Source organism: Pseudomonas gingeri, assembly GCF_013385425.1.
Classification (GTDB): domain Bacteria; phylum Pseudomonadota; class Gammaproteobacteria; order Pseudomonadales; family Pseudomonadaceae; genus Aquipseudomonas; species Aquipseudomonas gingeri_D.
This window is the reverse complement of the sequence record NZ_JACAQA010000010.1, coordinates 129,519-148,328: the sequence shown is the minus strand read 5'-3', so window position 1 is coordinate 148,328 and position 18,810 is coordinate 129,519. Positions and strand designations below refer to the sequence as shown.

At 61.4% G+C, this 18,810-nt stretch carries 23 protein-coding genes; 11 read left to right on the top strand and 12 right to left on the bottom strand.

Translation table 11 applies throughout. The annotated features are described in order from the left end of the window. Nucleotides 1–10: 10 nt before the first annotated feature. Nucleotides 11–532 (bottom strand): ribosome biogenesis factor YjgA, encoded by a 522-nt coding sequence (yjgA, locus tag HX830_RS15900; RefSeq protein ID WP_103496431.1) that lies wholly within the window; start codon nucleotides 530–532, stop codon nucleotides 11–13. A 122-nt stretch (nucleotides 533–654) separates the two neighbouring features. Here yjgA and pmbA point away from each other — a divergent pair, with 122 nt between their 5' ends. Continuing rightward, entirely contained in the window at nucleotides 655–2,001 is a 1,347-nt protein-coding gene (pmbA, locus tag HX830_RS15895; protein WP_177101139.1) for a metalloprotease PmbA, read from the top strand. Nucleotides 2,002–2,210: 209 nt separating this feature from the next. On the opposite strand, the gene HX830_RS15890 is transcribed toward pmbA, so the two are convergent. The 10 genes from HX830_RS15890 to HX830_RS15845 form a co-directional block, all read right to left on the bottom strand. Beyond that, the gene (locus HX830_RS15890; protein WP_103498078.1) at nucleotides 2,211–2,483 is read right to left on the bottom strand and encodes an HPr family phosphocarrier protein; all 273 of its coding nucleotides are present in this window, start codon (nucleotides 2,481–2,483) and stop codon (nucleotides 2,211–2,213) included. Between the two features lie 16 nt (nucleotides 2,484–2,499). Beyond that, complete coding sequence (gene rapZ, locus HX830_RS15885; RefSeq protein ID WP_152740058.1) at nucleotides 2,500–3,357, bottom strand: RNase adapter RapZ; 858 nt, start codon at nucleotides 3,355–3,357, stop codon at nucleotides 2,500–2,502. Between the two features lie 2 nt (nucleotides 3,358–3,359). Then, complete coding sequence (ptsN, locus tag HX830_RS15880) at nucleotides 3,360–3,824, bottom strand: PTS IIA-like nitrogen regulatory protein PtsN (RefSeq protein ID WP_103498076.1); 465 nt, start codon at nucleotides 3,822–3,824, stop codon at nucleotides 3,360–3,362. Between the two features lie 9 nt (nucleotides 3,825–3,833). Continuing rightward, on the bottom strand, nucleotides 3,834–4,139 hold the full coding sequence (gene hpf / locus HX830_RS15875; RefSeq protein ID WP_017126531.1) for a ribosome hibernation-promoting factor, HPF/YfiA family: 306 nt from the start codon (nucleotides 4,137–4,139) through the stop codon (nucleotides 3,834–3,836). Nucleotides 4,140–4,217: 78 nt separating this feature from the next. Then, nucleotides 4,218–5,714: an RNA polymerase factor sigma-54 gene (locus HX830_RS15870; RefSeq protein ID WP_103498075.1), complete on the bottom strand. Its 1,497-nt coding sequence runs from the start codon at nucleotides 5,712–5,714 to the stop codon at nucleotides 4,218–4,220. Nucleotides 5,715–5,901: 187 nt separating this feature from the next. Continuing rightward, nucleotides 5,902–6,627: an LPS export ABC transporter ATP-binding protein gene (gene lptB, locus HX830_RS15865; RefSeq protein ID WP_152740057.1), complete on the bottom strand. Its 726-nt coding sequence runs from the start codon at nucleotides 6,625–6,627 to the stop codon at nucleotides 5,902–5,904. Further along, a complete protein-coding gene (gene lptA / locus HX830_RS15860; RefSeq protein ID WP_103498073.1) occupies nucleotides 6,627–7,172 on the bottom strand; it encodes a lipopolysaccharide transport periplasmic protein LptA in 546 nt (181 codons plus the stop codon). The genes lptB and lptA overlap by 1 nt, the downstream gene beginning before the upstream one ends. Further along, on the bottom strand, nucleotides 7,159–7,731 hold the full coding sequence (gene lptC / locus HX830_RS15855) for an LPS export ABC transporter periplasmic protein LptC (protein ID WP_103498072.1): 573 nt from the start codon (nucleotides 7,729–7,731) through the stop codon (nucleotides 7,159–7,161). The genes lptA and lptC overlap by 14 nt, the downstream gene beginning before the upstream one ends. A gap of 8 nt (nucleotides 7,732–7,739) precedes the next feature. After that, on the bottom strand, nucleotides 7,740–8,264 hold the full coding sequence (locus tag HX830_RS15850; RefSeq protein ID WP_177101137.1) for a KdsC family phosphatase: 525 nt from the start codon (nucleotides 8,262–8,264) through the stop codon (nucleotides 7,740–7,742). Further along, on the bottom strand, nucleotides 8,265–9,239 hold the full coding sequence (locus tag HX830_RS15845; RefSeq protein WP_103498070.1) for a KpsF/GutQ family sugar-phosphate isomerase: 975 nt from the start codon (nucleotides 9,237–9,239) through the stop codon (nucleotides 8,265–8,267). 291 nt (nucleotides 9,240–9,530) lie between these two features. On the opposite strand from HX830_RS15845, the gene HX830_RS15840 reads away from it, so the two are divergent. From HX830_RS15840 to hisC, 10 genes are all read left to right on the top strand, one after another. Further along, nucleotides 9,531–10,340, top strand: a complete 810-nt coding sequence (locus HX830_RS15840; RefSeq protein ID WP_103498069.1) for an ATP-binding cassette domain-containing protein — start codon at nucleotides 9,531–9,533, stop codon at nucleotides 10,338–10,340. A gap of 2 nt (nucleotides 10,341–10,342) precedes the next feature. Next, nucleotides 10,343–11,140, top strand: a complete 798-nt coding sequence (mlaE, locus tag HX830_RS15835) for a lipid asymmetry maintenance ABC transporter permease subunit MlaE (RefSeq protein ID WP_177101133.1) — start codon at nucleotides 10,343–10,345, stop codon at nucleotides 11,138–11,140. After that, nucleotides 11,140–11,607, top strand: a complete 468-nt coding sequence (gene mlaD / locus HX830_RS15830; RefSeq protein ID WP_103498067.1) for an outer membrane lipid asymmetry maintenance protein MlaD — start codon at nucleotides 11,140–11,142, stop codon at nucleotides 11,605–11,607. The genes mlaE and mlaD overlap by 1 nt, the downstream gene beginning before the upstream one ends. Nucleotides 11,608–11,618: 11 nt before the next feature. Then, nucleotides 11,619–12,278, top strand: a complete 660-nt coding sequence (locus tag HX830_RS15825; RefSeq protein ID WP_152740052.1) for an MlaC/ttg2D family ABC transporter substrate-binding protein — start codon at nucleotides 11,619–11,621, stop codon at nucleotides 12,276–12,278. Beyond that, on the top strand, nucleotides 12,271–12,576 hold the full coding sequence (locus HX830_RS15820) for an STAS domain-containing protein (protein WP_177101131.1): 306 nt from the start codon (nucleotides 12,271–12,273) through the stop codon (nucleotides 12,574–12,576). Before HX830_RS15825 ends, HX830_RS15820 begins: the two co-directional genes overlap by 8 nt. Nucleotides 12,577–12,692: 116 nt before the next feature. Then, the gene (locus HX830_RS15815; RefSeq protein WP_103498065.1) at nucleotides 12,693–12,932 is read left to right on the top strand and encodes a BolA family protein; all 240 of its coding nucleotides are present in this window, start codon (nucleotides 12,693–12,695) and stop codon (nucleotides 12,930–12,932) included. 24 nt (nucleotides 12,933–12,956) lie between these two features. Then, complete coding sequence (gene murA, locus HX830_RS15810; protein WP_100942234.1) at nucleotides 12,957–14,222, top strand: UDP-N-acetylglucosamine 1-carboxyvinyltransferase; 1,266 nt, start codon at nucleotides 12,957–12,959, stop codon at nucleotides 14,220–14,222. 88 nt (nucleotides 14,223–14,310) lie between these two features. Then, nucleotides 14,311–14,946, top strand: coding sequence for an ATP phosphoribosyltransferase (hisG, locus tag HX830_RS15805; protein WP_103498064.1), 636 nt, complete (start codon nucleotides 14,311–14,313; stop codon nucleotides 14,944–14,946). 141 nt (nucleotides 14,947–15,087) lie between these two features. Next, on the top strand, nucleotides 15,088–16,422 hold the full coding sequence (gene hisD / locus HX830_RS15800; RefSeq protein ID WP_103498063.1) for a histidinol dehydrogenase: 1,335 nt from the start codon (nucleotides 15,088–15,090) through the stop codon (nucleotides 16,420–16,422). Next, nucleotides 16,419–17,471, top strand: a complete 1,053-nt coding sequence (gene hisC, locus HX830_RS15795) for a histidinol-phosphate transaminase (protein ID WP_177101129.1) — start codon at nucleotides 16,419–16,421, stop codon at nucleotides 17,469–17,471. The genes hisD and hisC overlap by 4 nt, the downstream gene beginning before the upstream one ends. 120 nt (nucleotides 17,472–17,591) lie before the next feature. On the opposite strand, the gene algW is transcribed toward hisC, so the two are convergent. Further along, nucleotides 17,592–18,749 carry a Do family serine endopeptidase AlgW gene (gene algW / locus HX830_RS15790; RefSeq protein WP_103498061.1) on the bottom strand — a complete coding sequence of 386 codons (1,158 nt, stop codon included), beginning with the start codon at nucleotides 18,747–18,749 and terminating at the stop codon, nucleotides 17,592–17,594. Nucleotides 18,750–18,810: the final 61 nt, after the last annotated feature.

Here is an 18,810-nt window from a genome sequence, read left to right as displayed (position 1 = left end):
GGGGCGAAGATCAACGCAGGCCGCGTTGAGCGTCGTCCAGCTCACGGATGTACTTGAAGATTTTACGGCTGGAGGCCGGCGCCTTGTTCTGCGCAAGCTCGTGTTGAGCCTGGCGGATCAGGGAACGCAGTTGCTGGCGATCAGCGTCCGGGTAGTCGGCGACGAACTTTTCCAGCACATCGTCGGCGCCTGCGATCAAGCGATCACGCCAGCGTTCGAGATTGTGGAAACGTTCGTTGTATTGCCGGGTGGAGGCGTCGAGTTGATCGAGCAGAACCAGAATGGCGTCAGTGTCCTGATCGCGCATCAGCCTGCCGATGAACTGGATATGCCGTTTACGCGCGATATTCGCGGTGTGCTTCGGCGCTTCGGCCAGGGCACGGCGCAAGCCGTCGGTCAGTGGCAGTTTTGCCACCAAGTCGGGCTTGAGTGTTGTCAGGCGCTCGCCGAGATCAACCAGAGCATGCAGCTCGCGTTTGACCTGGGTTTTGCTTTTCTCCCCATCGAGGGAGTCGTCGTAAGAATCAACCATGGTGGCAGTCCGCAAAGAAACGCCGCCATGATAACCAGTCGGGGGCCGCTTGTCCGGCCCGGTCGCTCGAAGACCTTGAGCGAAAGCTGCATTTAATTACAGAAAGCTGAGTGGAGAAAGCCATGAGTTCAGCCAAAAGCGTCGGCCCGCAGGCGTTGCCGGTCCTGCAGGAGCAGGTCGAGCAGATTCTCGCCGAAGCCAAACGCCAGGGCGCCAGTGCCTGTGAAGTGGCGGTATCCCTGGAGCAGGGGCTGTCGACTTCGGTGCGCCAGCGGGAAGTGGAAACCGTCGAGTTCAACCGCGACCAGGGCTTCGGCATCACCTTGTACGTGGGGCAGCGCAAGGGCTCGGCCAGCACCTCGGCCAGTGGTCCTGAAGCGATTCGCGAAACCGTGGCGGCGGCCCTGGCCATCGCCAAGCACACCTCGGAAGACGAGCACTCGGGCCTGGCTGATGCGGCCCTGATGGCCAAGGAGCTCAAGGATTTCGATCTGTTCCATGCCTGGGACATCACCCCTGAGCAGGCCATCGAGCGCGCATTGATCTGCGAGGCGGCGGCGTTTGACGCCGACAGCCGGATCAAGAATGCCGACGGCACTACCCTGAGCACCTCCCAGGGCTGCCGGGTGTATGGCAACAGCCACGGGTTTATCGGCGGTTCGGCTTCTACCCGGCACAGCCTCAGTTGCGTGATGATCGCCGAAGGCGACGGTCAGATGCAGCGGGACTACTGGTATGACGTCAATCGCCAGGGCGAATTGCTCGCGGATGCCTCGAGCATTGGCCGCAAGGCCGCGCAACGGGCGGCCAGCCGGCTGGGCGCGCGTCCGGTGCCGACCTGCGAAGTGCCGGTGCTGTTCTCGGCGGAGTTGGCCGGTGGTCTGTTCGGCAATTTCCTCTCGGCGATCTCCGGCGGTAACCTGTACCGCAAGTCCTCTTTCCTCGAAGGGGCGATGGGCCAGCGCCTGTTCCCTGAGTGGCTGACCCTCGACGAGCGTCCGCACCTGATGCAGGCCATGGGCAGTTCGGCGTTTGACGGTGATGGCCTGGCGACCTATGCCAAGCCGTTCGTCGAAAATGGCACCCTGGTCTCCTATGTGCTGGGTACCTACTCGGGGCGCAAGCTGGGTCTGCCGAGCACGGCCAACGCCGGTGGCGTGCACAACCTGTTCGTCACCCATGGGGTCGAGGACCAGGACGCGCTGATCCGGCGCATGGGCCGCGGCCTGCTGGTGACCGAGTTGATGGGCCATGGGCTGAACATGGTCACCGGCGATTACTCGCGTGGGGCGGCGGGCTTCTGGGTCGAGAATGGCGAGATCCAGTTCCCGGTCCAGGAAGTGACCATTGCCGGCAATATGCGTGACATGTTCAAGCAGATCGTGGCGGTTGGCAGTGATCTTGAGCTGCGCAGCCATATCCGTACCGGTTCGGTGTTGATCGAGCGGATGATGGTCGCCGGTAGCTGATTCGGCGTATCGGTTGTAAAAAAAGGGTGTCATCCAATGGATGACACCCTTTTTTTGGCCTCACGGGGACCTTTGGTTGTACTGGACCCGTGGCGAGCGGGCTTGCCCTGATGCCGTTCAGTTAAGGCCAAACACGGTCCCTGCGGGAGTCGGCTTGCCGGCGATGGCGTCTGAATAGGCGCTGCAGGATCCGAATGTCTTATCGGGCTTTATTCGCCTTCGTCGAAATAGTTGTTGATCAGCTTGACCAGCGCCGCCATGGCCGCGTCTTCCTGTTCGCCTTCGGTCTTCAGGTGAATCTTGGTGCCCTTGCCAGCGGCCAGCATCATCATGGCCATGATGCTCTTGCCGTCGACCATGCTTTCCGGTGTACGCCCGGCGCGGATCTGGCAGGGGAACTGGCCGGCCACGCCGACGAATTTCGCCGAAGCACGGGCGTGCAGACCCAGTTTGTTGATGATTTCAATTTCCAGAGCGGGCATCGCGGTGGTGGTCCTTTCAGCTAAGGTCGCGGTGGCGGACCTGGACGTTCTTCAGGGATTGTTGCAGGGCCTTGCCCAAGCGTTCGGTGAGGTAGACGGAGCGGTGATGCCCGCCCGTGCAGCCGATGGCAATAGTGACATAAGCCCGGTTGCTGGCGGCAAAACGCGGCAACCATTTAAGCAAATAACTGGAAATATCCTGGTACATCTCCTCGACGTCGGCTTGTGCGGCCAGGTATTCGACCACCGGTTGGTCGAGCCCGGACTGCTCGCGCAGTTCCGGTTTCCAGTAGGGATTGGGCAGGCAGCGTACGTCGAACACCAGGTCGGCATCCACCGGCATCCCGCGCTTGAAACCGAACGACTCGACCAGGAAGGCGGTACCCGGTTCCGGCTGGTTCAGCAGGCGCAGCTTGATGGTGTCGCGCAGTTGATAGAGGTTCAGGTTGGTGGTGTTGACCTTGAGGTCGGCCAGGTCCGAGATCGGCCCCAGCAGGTTGCTTTCGTCGCGGATGGCCTCGGCCAGTGAGCGATTGGCATTGCTCAGCGGGTGGCGTCGACGGGTTTCGGAAAAACGCTTGAGCAGGGTTTCCTCGTCGGCGTCCAGGTACAGCACATCGCACTGGATATGCCGGCTGCGCACTTCATCGAGCAGTTCCGGGAAGCGTGACAGGTGGCTGGGCAGGTTGCGTGCGTCGATGGAAACGGCGACCAGCGGTTGCGCCAGCTCGGTATGGATCAGCGCACGTTCGGCCAGCTCTGGCAGCAGGCCGGCCGGCAGGTTGTCGATGCAGTAGTAACCGTTGTCCTCGAGGACATCGAGGGCGGTACTTTTACCCGAGCCGGAGCGGCCGCTGACGATGATCAAGCGCATGGTCAGTGACCGCTCTGCTCGTCCAGGACTACCTGGTACAGGGCCTGGTTGGAGGTTGCCGCACGCAGTTTGTCGCGTACGTCCTTGCGGTCGAGCATGCTGGCAATCTGCCGAAGCAGTTCCAGGTGGGCATCGGTGGCGGCTTCCGGGACCAGCAGGACGAACAGCAGGTCAACCGGCGCGCCGTCGATGGCGTCGAAATCGATAGGGGCGTCCAGGTGCATCAGGGCGCTGATGGGCGCCACGCAACCCTTCAGGCGGCAGTGCGGGATGGCAATGCCATTGCCGAAACCGGTCGAGCCGAGTTTCTCCCGGGCGATCAGGCTGTCGAAGACATCCTGCATGGCCAGGTAAGGAACTTCGTGGCTGATCAGGTTGGCAATTTGCTCGAGGGCTTTCTTTTTACTGCCGCCCGGCACGTTCACCAAAGAACGGCCGGGGGTCAGGATGCTTTCAAGTCGGATCATGGATGGGTATCAGCGACCTGTACCTTGGAGCAGGTGCAGGTTCTTTTCCTTATGCTTTTTCAGTTGTCGGTCCAACTTGTCGGTGAGCAGGTCGATCGCCGCATACATGTCGTCATGCTCGGCGTTGGCGACCACTTCACCGCCGTGGATATGCAAGGTGGCTTCGATTTTCTGCTTCAGTTTTTCGACGGCCATGGTCACCTGTACGTTGGTGATCTTGTCGAAATGACGCTCCAGTCGGTCGAGTTTCTCGCCGATGTAAGCACGCAGGGGTTCGGTCACTTCCAGCTGGTGTCCACTGATATTGACTTGCATACAGCTTCTCCTTCGTTGCCAGTGCATAAAGCGGTAGGCGATTGCCCACCACTGGAACGCTGTAACGGGGCCCGTCCACTACATCAGTCGCTTCCGTTCGCTAGAGGGGGCTATCCCCAGGGACTCACGGTATTTGGCGACAGTACGACGGGCCACCTGAATGCCTTGTGCCTCCAGTAAACCAGCGATCTTGCTGTCACTCAACGGCTTTTTCTGATTTTCCGCTGCAACCAGTTTCTTGATGATCGCGCGGATCGCCGTGGACGAGCATTCGCCGCCTTCGGAGGTGCTGACGTGGCTGGAGAAAAAGTATTTCAGTTCATAGATACCGCGGGGGGTATGCATGAATTTTTGCGTGGTCACCCGGGAAATCGTCGACTCGTGCATGCCCACCGCTTCGGCGATGTCATGCAGGACCAGCGGCTTCATCGCCTCGTCACCGTATTCCAGGAAGCCGCGCTGGTGCTCGACGATCTGGGTGGCGACCTTCATCAGGGTTTCGTTGCGGCTCTGCAGACTCTTGATGAACCAGCGGGCTTCCTGCAACTGGTTGCGCATGAAGGTGTTGTCGGCACTGGTGTCGGCGCGGCGGACAAAACCGGCATACTGCGGATTGACCCGCAGGCGCGGCACCGACTCCTGGTTCAGTTCCACCAGCCAGCGCTCGTTGTCCTTGCGCACGATCACGTCGGGGACGACGTATTCGGCTTCGCTGGACTCGATTTGCGAGCCCGGGCGCGGATTGAGGCTCTGGACCAGCTCGATGACCTGGCGCAGCTCGTCTTCCTTGAGCTTCATGCGCCGCATCAGTTGGCTGTAGTCGCGGCTGCCGAGCAGGTCGATGTAGTCGCTGACCAGGCGCTGGGCTTCGGCCAGCCAGGGCGTGCGTGCTGGCAGCTGACGCAATTGCAGCAGCAGGCATTCGCCGAGGTTGCGCGCGCCGATGCCGGCCGGTTCGAATTGCTGGATGCGATGCAGTACCGCTTCGATCTCGTCCAGCTCGATATCCAGCTCCGGGTCGAAGGCGTCGAGGATTTCCTCGAGGGTTTCGTCCAGGTAGCCCTGATTGTTGATGCAGTCGATCAGGGTCACGGCGATCAGCCGATCGGTGTCGGACATCGGCGCCAGGTTCAGTTGCCAGAGCAGATGGCTCTGCAGGCTCTCGCCGGCCGAGGTACGGGTGGTGAAGTCCCACTCGTCGTCATCGTTGCTTGGCAGGCTGCTGGCGCTGGTCTGGTAGACATCTTCCCAGGCGGTGTCGACGGGCAGTTCGTTGGGAATGCGCTCGTTCCAGTCGCCTTCCTCGAGGTTGTCCACCGTCGGGGCGGTTTCCTGCTGGAAGGAGGGTTCCTGGATTTCAGTGTTGGGTTTGTGCTCGGCGTTGTCGGCCAACGGGTCGGTATTGTCGAAGTCGTCGCCTTCTTCCTGGCGTTCGAGCATCGGATTGGACTCCAGGGCCTCCTGGATTTCCTGCTGAAGGTCCAGGGTCGACAATTGGAGCAGGCGGATGGCCTGTTGCAGCTGCGGTGTCATCGTCAGCTGCTGGCCCATTCTCAGGACTAGCGATGGTTTCATGGCAGGGGCTTAACACCTTATTCGCCGGCGCGCATGCGCCATCCACTCTACAGGGCGCCGGGGCGCCAAACATAAGCAAATTATATGCCTGAAACCCGAGCCTTTGCCTAGAGCGCTGTAACAATAAAAATCTTGTGGTTTTTATTGAACAGGGAGCGCTCTGGCGGTTGATCCGTTACCTCGATGTTTACAGGCGGAACTCATGGCCCAGGTAGACTTCCTTGACCAGTTCGTTGGCCAGGATAGTGGCCGAATCGCCTTCGGCGATCAGCTGTCCATCATTGACGATATAGGCCGTTTCGCAGATGTCCAGGGTCTCGCGGACGTTGTGGTCGGTGATCAGTACGCCGATGCCCTTGGCCTTGAGGTGATGGATGATCTGTTTGATATCGCCAACGGAAATCGGGTCGACCCCGGCGAAGGGTTCGTCGAGCAGGATGAATTTCGGCGCGGTGGCCAGGGCGCGGGCGATTTCCACCCGGCGTCGTTCACCACCGGACAGGCTCATGCCGAGGTTGTCGCGAATGTGGCTGATGTGGAATTCCTGCAACAGGCTTTCCAGCTCCTTGCGGCGGCTGTTCTTGTCGAGCTCCTTGCGGGTCTCGAGGATCGCCATGATGTTGTCCGCCACCGACAGCTTGCGGAAAATCGACGCTTCCTGGGGCAGATAGCCGATCCCGGCGCGCGCGCGGCCGTGCATCGGCTGGTGGCTGACATCCTGGTCGTCGATCAGCACGCGACCCTGGTCGGCCTGGACCAGGCCGACGATCATGTAGAAGCAGGTGGTCTTGCCGGCACCGTTGGGGCCGAGCAAGCCGACGATCTGCCCGCTGTCGATCGACAGGCTGACATCACGCACCACCTGGCGACTTTTGTAGGCCTTGGCCAGATGCTGGGCTTTCAGGGTTGCCATTACTGCGCCTTCTGCTGTTCGGTTTTCTGCTTCGGCTGGATGACCATGTCGATGCGTGGGCGCGGGGCGGTGATCGTGCTGCCGTTGGCGCGGCCGGCCTGGGCGATCTGCTTCACCGTGTCGTAGACGATTTTCTCGCCTTCGGTGGTGTTGCCGTCGTTGATCACCTTGGCCTTGTCGATCAGGATGATGCGGTTCTGTTGGGCGTGGTACTGGATGGTCACGCCATAGCCCTGCACCGGCTTCGGATCGCCGACTTTCTGCAGTTGCTCGAAGTAGGCCAGGTTACCCACGGAGGTCACCACGTCGATGGCGCCGTCCTTGGTCCGGGTCAGCGTCACGGTGTTGCCCTTGACGATCATCGAGCCTTGGGTAATGACCACGTCACCTTTGTAGGTGGCGATGCCTTGCTTGTCGTCCAGCTGAGCGTCGTCGGCCTGGATGCGAATGGGCTGCTGGCTGTCGGTCGGCAGAGCCCAGGCGCTCACGCTTCCCAGTGCCGCACCGAGGCCAAGCAAAATAGGGAGGGTTTTAACGAGACTCATACTGTCCTCTTACATTGGACAGCAGGTGTATCCGGCTGTCGTTCAAATACGCTTTCATTCCCTTGCCAGTGGTCACGCCGTCGGCGCCGTCGATTCTAACGGCTTGCTCGGTCTGCGCATATTGCTTCTGTGGGAATACTGTCATGCGACTGCTGGTAATGATGACTTCCCGCTGTAGTTCGTCGGTCCGCGCCACCCGTACGGAGTCGATCAGTTCGATCTCGGTGCCGTCTGGATTGACCTCGGCGTGCTCGCTCTGGACATGCCAGGGATAGACCGTGCCACGGTAGATGTGCATGTCGGGCTTGGTCACCAGGGTCACGTCGGACGCCTTGAGGTGTTCGACCTTGTCGCCGGTCAGGTCGTACTGTACCCGACCGTCGGGCATGTACTGAATGCTGTGGGCATTAATAGCGTAGTAGTCGATCTGGGTTTCATCGACCTGCGCCACCGGGCGCTCGAGGAAGCGTTCCGGGCTGATGTTCCAGTAGCCAACGGCCGCGAAAATGGCGGCGATGACTGCGAACAGCAGAATATTGCGAATTTTCTTGCTCAGCATAAATAGCTCTACAGGTAGGCGGCGTGAGCCGCTTCAAGACTGCCCTGGGCTTGCAGGATCAGTTCGCAGAATTCGCGGGCGGCGCCGTCGCCGCCCCGGGCCCGGGTGATGCCGTGGGCGTGTTCGCGGACAAAGCTGGCGGCGTTGGCCACGGCCATGCCCAGGCCGACGCGGCGGATCACCGGCAGGTCCGGCAGGTCGTCACCCAGGTAGGCGACCTGTTCATAGCTGAGATTGAGCTGGGCCAGCAGGGTGTCGAGCACCACCAGCTTGTCCTCGCGGCCCTGGTAGACGTGGGGAATGCCGAGGTTCCGCGCCCGTCGTTCGACCAGTGCGGTCTTGCGACCGCTGATAATAGCGGTTTGCACGCCGGCGGCCATCAGCATCTTGATGCCCTGGCCGTCGAGGGTGCTGAACGACTTGAATTCGCTGCCGTCCTCGAGGAAGTACAGGCGACCGTCGGTCAGTACGCCATCGACGTCGAAGACCGCCAGCTTGATGGCCTGGCCGCGTTGCAACAGATCGTCGTTCATTTACATCACTCCCGCGCGCAGCAGATCGTGCATGTTCAGGGCGCCCACCGGGCGGTCGTCGCTGTCGACCACCACCAGCGCGCTGATCTTGTGGTCTTCCATGATTTTCAGGGCTTCGGCGGCGAGCATGTCGGCCCGGGCGGTCTTGCCGTGAGGGGTCATGACGTCTTCGATCAGGGCCGTATGGATGTCGATGGTGCGGTCCAGGGTCCGGCGCAGGTCACCGTCGGTGAAGATCCCGGCGAGGCGCCCGTCGGCTTCGGCGATCACGGTCATGCCAAGGCCTTTGCGAGTCATTTCCATCAGTGCATTTTTTAACAGGGTGCCGCGCAGGACCTGCGGCAGCTCATCGCCGGCGTGCATGACATTTTCCACTTTCAGCAGCAAACGCCGCCCCAGGGCGCCGCCCGGGTGGGAAAAGGCGAAGTCCTCGGCGGTGAAGCCGCGGGCCTCGAGCAGGGCCACCGCCAGGGCGTCGCCCATCACCAGGGCCGCGGTGGTGGAGGAGGTCGGCGCCAGGTTCAGCGGGCAGGCCTCGTGCTCGACATGCACGTTGAGGTTGACTTCGGCGGCCTTGGCCAACGGCGAGTCGGGGTTGCCGGTCAGGCTGATCAACTGGATGCCCAGGCGTTTGATCAAGGGCAGCAGGGTGACGATTTCCGCGGTCGAGCCGGAGTTGGACAGGGCCAGGATGATGTCATCGCGGGTGATCATGCCCATGTCGCCGTGGCTGGCTTCGGCGGGGTGAACGAAAAACGCCGTGGTGCCGGTGCTGGCCAGGGTCGCGGCGATCTTGTTGCCGATGTGCCCGGACTTGCCCATGCCGACCACGACCACACGGCCCTTGCTGGCCAGAATCATTTCGCAAGCGCGTACGAAATCTGCGTCGATATGGGCGAGCAAGCCTTCTACGGCTTCGCGTTCGAGGCGGATGGTGCGTTGTGCTGATTGAATCAGGTCGCTGGATTGGCTCATGTCAGAAATCGGTTAGCCTGATGAAAAGGCGCGATTATAGCGGTAATGCCTTCTCCACTCCCACTAGATCATTACGTTTTGCGTGGTGCCTGTAGGACTTTGCCTCGGGTTTTTATCTCGCAAGCCGTCAAGCCCGGCTTTATTTATCCTGAACAAGGGTGGCTTCGGCCTTGGGCGGGTCGTATCAGCGGTGATATAGTTCGCGGCTAGTTCGGCCCGCTCAGGAAGTATGTGCCTCTTCTCAAGAGAGGCCTGGTGTCCGAGTCCGAGGCTGCATCGCAAGGAGTTTAGATGAGCGCCGATAACGCCTACGCGGTCGAGCTGAAGGGTGTGACCTTCAAGCGCGGTGCGCGCAGCATCTTCAATAATGTCGACATTCGTATCCCGCGAGGCAAGGTCACCGGCATCATGGGACCTTCCGGGTGCGGCAAGACCACCCTGTTGCGGCTGATGGGCGCGCAACTGCGCCCCAGCGGCGGCGAAGTCTGGGTCAATGGTCAGAATCTTCCCACCCTGTCGCGCGGCGATCTGTTCGACGCGCGCAAGCATATGGGCGTGCTGTTCCAGAGCGGTGCGCTGTTCACCGACCTGGATGTTTTCGAGAACGTCGCCTTTCCGCTGCGGGTCCACACCGAACTGCCGGAAGAAATGATTCGTGACATTGTTCTGCTGAAATTGCAGGCAGTGGGACTGCGCGGGGCGGTCGACCTGATGCCCGACGAGCTGTCCGGTGGTATGAAACGGCGTGTGGCCCTGGCCCGGGCGATAGCCCTGGACCCGCAGATCCTCATGTACGACGAACCGTTCGTCGGCCAGGACCCGATCGCCATGGGCGTCCTCGTGCGCCTGATCCGACTGCTCAATGACGCCCTGGGCATCACCAGCATCGTGGTTTCCCACGATCTGGCCGAAACCGCGAGCATCGCCGACTACCTGTATGTGGTCGGTGACGGCCAGGTGCTCGGGCAAGGCACCCCGGAAGAACTGATGAACGCCGATAACCCGCGTATCCGCCAGTTCATGAAGGGCGATCCCGACGGTCCCGTGCCGTTCCACTTTCCGGCGACGGACTACCGCGCCGACCTGTTGGGGAAGCGCTGACAATGCGCAAGAAATCACTTATCGAGAGAGTGCGTCTGTTCGGCCGTTCGGGCCTGGACGTGCTCGCCGTGCTCGGCCGTTCGACGTTGTTCCTGTTCCATGTGCTGTTCGGCCGCGGCGGCATTGGCGGCGGTTTCGGGCTGTTGATCAAGCAATTGCATTCCGTGGGCGTGATGAGCCTGGTGATCATCGTCGTCTCCGGCGTGTTCATCGGCATGGTCCTGGCCTTGCAGGGCTTCAACATTCTTTCCAGCTACGGTTCCGAGCAGGCGGTGGGGCAGATGGTCGCCCTGACGCTGCTGCGTGAACTCGGGCCGGTGGTCACCGCGCTGCTGTTCGCCGGACGGGCCGGTTCGGCGCTGACCGCCGAAATCGGCAACATGAAATCCACCGAGCAACTGTCCAGCCTGGAAATGATCGGTGTCGATCCGCTCAAGTACATTATTGCGCCGCGGCTCTGGGCCGGCTTTATCTCCCTGCCGCTGCTGGCGATGATCTTCAGTGTGGTCGGGATCTGGGGCGGTTCCTGGGTGGCGGTGGACTGGCTGGGGGTCTACGACGGCTCCTACTGGGCCAACATGCAGAACAGCGTGACGTTCAACAGTGATGTGCTGAACGGGATTATCAAAAGTATCGTATTCGCCTTCGTGGTGACCTGGATTGCCGTCTTTCAAGGCTACGACTGCGAACCCACTTCCGAGGGGATCAGCCGTGCCACAACCAAGACCGTGGTCTATGCCTCCTTGGCCGTGCTTGGCCTTGACTTTATTCTGACCGCCTTGATGTTTGGAGATTTCTGATGCAAAACCGCACCCTGGAAATCGGTGTCGGCCTTTTTCTGCTGGCTGGCATCCTGGCTTTGCTGCTGCTTGCGTTGCGGGTCAGTGGACTGTCCCCTACGACAAACACTGAAACGTATAAATTATATGCGTACTTCGACAATATCGCCGGTTTGACTGTCAGAGCCAAGGTCACCATGGCCGGTGTGACTATCGGCAAGGTGACGGCGATCGATCTGGACCATGACAGTTTCACCGGCCGGGTGACCATGCAAGTTGAAAAACGCGTGAACAACCTGCCGACTGATTCCACTGCGTCTATCCTCACGGCGGGCTTGCTCGGCGAGAAGTACATCGGTCTCAGCGTGGGCGGGGAAAGTGCCGTGCTCAAGGATGGTGGGACCATCCACGACACCCAGTCGTCGCTGGTACTGGAAGATCTGATCGGTAAATTCCTGCTCAATACCGTGAACAAAGACGCCAAATGAGGAGTTTTTCCATGATCTCGATGTTGCGACGTAGTCTGTTGGTGCTGCTGGCGACCTTGCCTCTTATGGGCAACGCCATGGCGGACACGTCGGCCCATGACCTGGTCAAGAGCACCACTGACCGGATGCTGGCCGACCTGACCGCGAACAAGGCCCAGTACAAGCAGAACCCCCAGGCCTTCTACGATGCGCTTAACAGCATCGTCGGCCCGGTGGTGGACGCCGAAGGTATTTCCAAAAGCATCATGACGGTCAAGTACTCGCGCAAGGCCACGCCCGAGCAGATGAAAACCTTCGAGGAGAACTTCAAGAAGGGTCTGTTCCAGTTCTACGGCAACGCCTTGCTGGAGTACAACAACCAGGGCATCACCGTCGACGCGCCGAAGGATGAGTCGGGCGATCGCACCAGCGTCGGCATGACCGTCAAAGGCAACAATGGCGCCGTCTATCCGGTTTCCTACACCCTTGAGAAAATCAATGGCGAGTGGAAACTGCGCAACGTGATCATCAACGGCATCAATATCGGCAAGCTGTTCCGCGATCAGTTCGCCGACGCGATGCAGCGCAACGGCAACAACCTGGACCAGACCATCAACAACTGGGCCGGCGAAGTGGAGAAGGCCAAGGCCGAGTCCGAGAAAAACCCACAGAAGGCGGCGCAGAGTGAGTGAAGCCAGCGTTCGCGCCGGTGAGGCCGGTGAAGTGCTGCTGGCCGGTGTGATCGACTACAGCACCGGCCCGGCCTTGCGCAAGGACGGGCAGGCGCTGATCAAGGCCAGCACCGCGCCGGCCCTGGTGGTCGACTGTTCCGCGGTGGAGAAATCCAGCAGTGTCGGCCTGGCCTTGCTGCTGGCATTCATGCGTGACGCCGCCGAGGGTGGCAAATCCCTGAATATTCGCGCCATGCCGCAAGACATGCGTGAAATCGCCGAGGTTTCCGAGTTGACGGAGATCCTCGGCGTTCATTGACAGTGCCATGAATAAAGAAGCCCCCCGTCAGAGTCCTGCAATGCGGGGTTCGCAGGCGCGGGGCTTTTTTGTATGATGGCCGACCCGCGCGCGTTGGGCGCCGATTGAGGTTGAGCATGCAGGCCATAGAAGTGAAGAGCTTCCTTGAGGGAAAGCTGCCGGGAAGCCGTGTTGAAGTTGAAGGCGAAGGCTGCAACTTCCAGCTGAATGTGATTAGCGACGAACTGGTGGCCCTGAGCCCGGTGAAGCGTCAGCAGAGCATCTATGCCCATTTGAACCCGTGGATCGCCGATGGCAGCATCCATGCGGTCACTATGAAATTTTTCAGCCGCGCGGCCTGGGCCGAGCGCACCTGAGCCTGAATTGGCGTCGAGACCCTTATGGACAAACTGATTATTACTGGCGGCGTTCGTCTTGATGGCGAAATCCGCATTTCCGGGGCGAAGAACTCCGCCCTGCCGATCCTGGCCGCCACGTTGTTGTGCGATGGCCCGGTGACCGTGGCCAACCTGCCGCACCTGCACGACATCACCACCATGATCGAGCTGTTCGGGCGCATGGGCATCGAGCCGGTGATCGACGAGAAGCTCAGCGTGGAAATCGATCCGCGCACCATCAAGACCCTGATCGCGCCTTACGAGCTGGTGAAAACCATGCGCGCCTCGATCCTGGTGCTGGGCCCGATGGTCGCCCGTTTCGGTGAAGCCGAAGTCGCCCTGCCTGGCGGTTGCGCCATCGGCTCGCGTCCGGTGGACCTGCACATTCGTGGCCTGGAAGCCATGGGTGCGGTGATCGACGTCGAAGGCGGCTACATCAAGGCCAAGGCGCCGGAAGGCGGCCTGCGCGGGGCAAACTTCTTCTTCGATACCGTCTCCGTGACCGGTACCGAGAACATCATGATGGCCGCTTCCCTGGCCCGTGGCCGCAGCGTGCTGCAGAACGCCGCGCGCGAGCCGGAAGTGGTCGACCTGGCGAACTTCCTCAACGCCATGGGCGCCAAGGTCAGCGGTGCCGGTACCGACACCATCACCATTGACGGTGTGGAGCGCCTGCATTCGGCCACCTACAAGGTGATGCCGGACCGTATCGAAACCGGTACCTACCTGGTGGCCGCGGCTGCCACTGGTGGCCGGGTCAAGGTCAAGGACACCGATCCGACCATTCTCGAAGCCGTGCTCGAGAAGCTGAAGGAGTCCGGTGCTGAAATCACCACCGGTGAAGACTGGATCGAGCTGAACATGCATGGCAAGCGTCCGAAGGCCGTCAACGTGCGCACCGCGCCGTATCCGGCATTCCCGACCGACATGCAGGCCCAGTTCATTTCGCTCAACGCCATTGCCGAAGGCACCGGCGCGGTGATCGAGACGATTTTCGAAAACCGTTTCATGCACGTGTACGAGCTGCATCGCATGGGCGCCAAGATCCAGGTCGAAGGCAACACCGCCATCGTGACCGGTACCGAACGCCTGAAAGGCGCGCCGGTCATGGCCACCGACCTGCGGGCTTCGGCCAGCCTGGTGATTTCGGCCCTGACCGCTGAAGGCGACACGCTGATCGACCGCATCTACCACATCGACCGTGGTTATGAGTGCATCGAAGAGAAGTTGCAGATGCTCGGTGCCAAGATCCGCCGCGTTCCGGGCTAGTGTTGTCCCCCTTTGCCGGTGCGAGCCTGCTCGCGCCGACAAGGGAGAATGAGCCTTACTGATACAGGTTGAAGGACTTAGTTTCCCCATGCTGACCATTGCACTGTCCAAGGGCCGCATTCTCGACGACACCCTGCCGTTGCTTGCAGAAGCGGGCATTGTGCCGACCGAGAATCCGGACAAGAGCCGCAAGCTGATCATTCCCACGACCCAGGCCGATGTACGCCTGCTGATCGTCCGGGCCACCGACGTGCCGACCTATGTCGAGCATGGCGCGGCCGACCTCGGTGTGGCCGGTAAAGATGTGCTGATGGAATACGGCGGCCAGGGTCTGTATGAACCCCTGGACCTGCAGATCGCCCAATGCCGGCTGATGACCGCCGGTGCTATCGGTGCCGTCGAGCCCAAGGGCCGCCTGCGGGTGGCGACCAAGTTCGTCAACGTCGCCAAGCGCTACTATGCCGAACAGGGGCGTCAGGTCGATATCATCAAGCTCTACGGCTCGATGGAGCTGGCACCGCTGATCGGCCTGGCCGACAAGATCATCGACGTTGTCGACACCGGCAATACCCTGCGGGCCAACGGTCTGGAACCCCAGGAGCTGATCGCGACCATCAGTTCGCGCCTGGTGGTGAACAAGGCCTCGATGAAAATGCAGCACGCCCGCATCCAGTCCCTGATCGATACCCTGCGCAAGGCAGTGGAATCGCGACATCGCAGCTGATTCAATTGCGCGGCCTTGAGCCGCGCCCATCTATCCGTGTCATAGCCAGAATTCTCAGGTGCCCACGCGGATGGCTTGGTAGTCTTGCGGCGCCTGAGATCTGCTGTTCCCAAGCATTCGCCAATTATTGAGGCCCACGCTATGACCACGTCCAACGCAATTCGCCGACTCAACGCTGCCGATCCCGACTTCGCTCATCATCTGGATCATCTGCTGAGCTGGGAAAGTGTGTCCGACGACTCGGTCAACCAGCGGGTGCTCGATATCATCAAGGCCGTGCGCGAGCGCGGCGATGCGGCGCTGGTGGAGTTCACCCAGCGTTTCGACGGCCTGGAAGTCGCTTCCATGGCTGATCTGATCCTGCCCCGTGAGCGCCTCGAACTGGCCCTGACGCGGATCACCGCGCCGCAACGCGAAGCCTTGGAAAAGGCCGCCGAGCGCGTGCGCAGCTACCACGAAAAACAGAAGCAGGACTCCTGGAGCTACACCGAGGCCGACGGCACGGTGCTGGGCCAGAAGGTCACGCCGCTGGATCGTGCCGGCTTGTACGTGCCGGGTGGCAAGGCGTCCTATCCGTCTTCGGTGCTGATGAACGCGATTCCGGCCAAGGTGGCGGGGGTTGCCGAAGTGGTGATGGTGGTGCCGACGCCCCGTGGCGAAATCAACGAGCTGGTGCTGGCGGCGGCGTGCATCGCCGGGGTCGACCGGGTGTTCACCATCGGCGGCGCCCAGGCGGTGGCGGCTTTGGCCTATGGCACCGAGAGCGTGCCCAAGGTCGACAAGGTGGTCGGCCCCGGCAATATCTATGTGGCCACGGCCAAGCGCCACGTGTTCGGCCAGGTCGGTATCGACATGATCGCCGGCCCGTCGGAGATCCTTGTGGTCTGCGACGGCCAGACCGACCCGGACTGGATCGCCATGGACCTGTTTTCCCAGGCCGAGCATGACGAAGATGCCCAGGCCATCCTGGTCAGCCCGGACGCCGCGTTCCTCGACCAGGTCGCCGCGAGCATCGCCAAGCTGCTGCCGACCATGGAGCGTGCGGCGATTATCGAGACCTCGATCAACGGCCGTGGCGCCTTGATCCAGGTGCGAGATATGCAGCAGGCGATTGATGTGGCCAACCGCATCGCCCCGGAGCACCTTGAGCTGTCGGTCGCCGACCCGCAGGCCTGGCTGCCGCAGATCCGTCACGCCGGGGCGATCTTCATGGGTCGTCACACCTCCGAGGCCCTGGGCGACTACTGCGCCGGTCCCAACCATGTGTTGCCGACTTCCGGCACCGCACGCTTCTCGTCACCGCTGGGGGTGTATGACTTCCAGAAACGTTCGTCGATCATTTTCTGCTCGGAGCAGGGCGCGTCCGAGCTGGGCAAGACCGCTTCGGTGCTGGCCCGTGGAGAGTCGTTGAGCGCCCACGCCCGTAGTGCGGAATATCGGATTGTCGCTGATAAGGAACAGGGGAAACCAGCATGAGCAAGTTCTGGAGCAAATTCGTCAAGGACCTGGTGCCCTATGTGCCGGGTGAGCAACCGAAGCTGACCAAGCTGGTCAAGCTCAACACCAATGAGAACCCCTACGGTCCTTCGCCCAAGGCCCTGGCCGCGATGCAGGCGGAAGTGAACGACAATCTGCGTCTGTACCCGGACCCCAACGGCGACCTGCTCAAGCACGCCGTGGCCGAGTACTACGGCGTGAACACCAACCAGGTGTTTCTCGGCAACGGCTCCGACGAGGTCCTGGCCCACATCTTCTACGGTCTGTTCCAGCAGGATCGACCCTTGCTGTTCCCGGATATCAGCTACAGCTTCTACCCGGTGTACTGCGGCCTGTACGGAATCACCTTCGACGCCTTGCCGCTGGACGAACAGTTCCAGATTCGCGTGGCGGACTACGCGCGGCCCAACGGCGGGATCATTTTCCCCAACCCGAACGCGCCGACCGGTTGCCTGCTGGCACTGGACGCGGTGGAGCAGATACTCAAGGCCAGCCCGGATTCGGTGGTGGTGGTCGACGAGGCCTATATCGACTTCGGCGGCGAAACGGCCATCGGCCTGGTGGACCGTTATCCGAACCTGCTGGTGACCCAGACCCTGTCCAAGTCGCGTTCCCTGGCGGGATTGCGGGTCGGCCTGGCGGTCGGGCACCCGGACCTGATCGAGGCCCTGGAGCGGATCAAGAACAGCTTCAACTCCTACCCGCTGGACCGCATGGCGATTGCCGGTGCGGCGGCGGCGTTCGAGGACAAGGCGTACTTCGAAGAGACCTGCCGCAAGGTGATCGACAGTCGCGAGTGGCTGGTGGCGCAGTTGCAGGCCAAGGGTTTCGAGGTGCTGCCGTCGGCGGCGAACTTCATCTTCGCCCGTCACCCGCAACACGATGCGGCGGCGCTGGCGGCCAAGGTCCGGGAGCAGGGCGTGATCGTGCGGCACTTCAAGCAGGAGCGCATTGCCCAGTTCCTGCGGATCACCATCGGTTTGCCGGCTCAGAACCAGGCGCTGATCGACGCCTTGGGCGTACTCTAGGCCGTCTTCGCGGACAAGCTCCGCTCCCATAGACTCCGAGTCGTACGCGAGATTCGGAGTCAATTTGATTTCTGTGGGAGTGGCGCTTGGTCCGGTCAGCGTTCCGACGAAGCTTTTGCCTTATTCCTCTTCCTGCGGTGGCGTCTGCTGCGGTGGCCGCAGGCCGATTTCCGCCATCAGCTTGAGCTCCTTGCCGTTGCGCAGCACCTGGATGGCCACCTTGTCGGTCGGCTTGATCCGCGCCACCTGATTCATCGAACGACGACCGTCCGTGGCCGGCTCGCCGTCGATGCTGAGAATCACATCCCCCAGTTGCAAACCGGCTTTCTGCGCCGGACCGTCACGGAACACGCCCGCCACCACGATGCCCGGACGCCCGCTGAGGCCGAACGACTCCGCCAGGTCCTGGGTCAGGGGCTGCACCTCGATCCCCAGCCAGCCGCGAATCACCTGGCCGTGCTCGATGATCGCCTTCATCACTTCCACCGCCAGATTGATCGGAATCGCAAAGCCGATGCCCTGGGAACCGCCGGACTTGGAGAAGATCGCCGTATTGATGCCGGTCAGGTTACCGCTGGCATCCACCAGCGCGCCGCCGGAGTTGCCCGGATTGATCGCCGCGTCGGTCTGGATGAAGTCTTCATAGTTGTTCAGGCCCAGCTGGTTGCGGCCGGTGGCGCTGATAATGCCCATGGTGGTGGTCTGGCCGACCCCGAACGGGTTGCCGATGGCCAGGGCGATATCGCCGATGCGGATCTGGTCGGAACGGCCGATGGTGATCGACGGCAGGTTCGGCAGATCGATCTTGAGCACCGCCAGGTCGGTTTCCGGGTCGCTGCCGACCACCTTGGCCAGGGTTTCGCGGCCGTCCTTGAGGGCCACCACTATCTGGTCGGCCCCGGCGGTCACGTGGTTGTTGGTCAGCAGGTAGCCGGTGGAACTCATGATCACCGCTGAACCCAGGCTCGACTCCATGCGCTTCTGCTTGGGCAGGTTGTCGCCGAAGAAGCGCCGGAACTGTGGGTCCTCGAACAGCGGATGAGTGTTCTTGTTGACCATCTTGGTGGTGTACAGGTTGGCCACCGCCGGAGCGGCCAGGTCCACCGCGTCGGCATAGGAGTACGGACCCTGCTGGTGGAGGGTGGTCTGCGGCGCCTGTTGCAGGTTCACATCGAGGTTGGGCAGGCCGACCCATTGCGGGTAGCGCTGGATGATCAGCAAAGCGACCAGCACACCGGCCAGCAGCGGCCAGCCAAAGAAACGCAGAGCCTTGAGCATTGAGCAAAGTCCTGGAAGGTTGCAGGCCATGTCGGACGGCCCATAATGTGGCGCATTATAC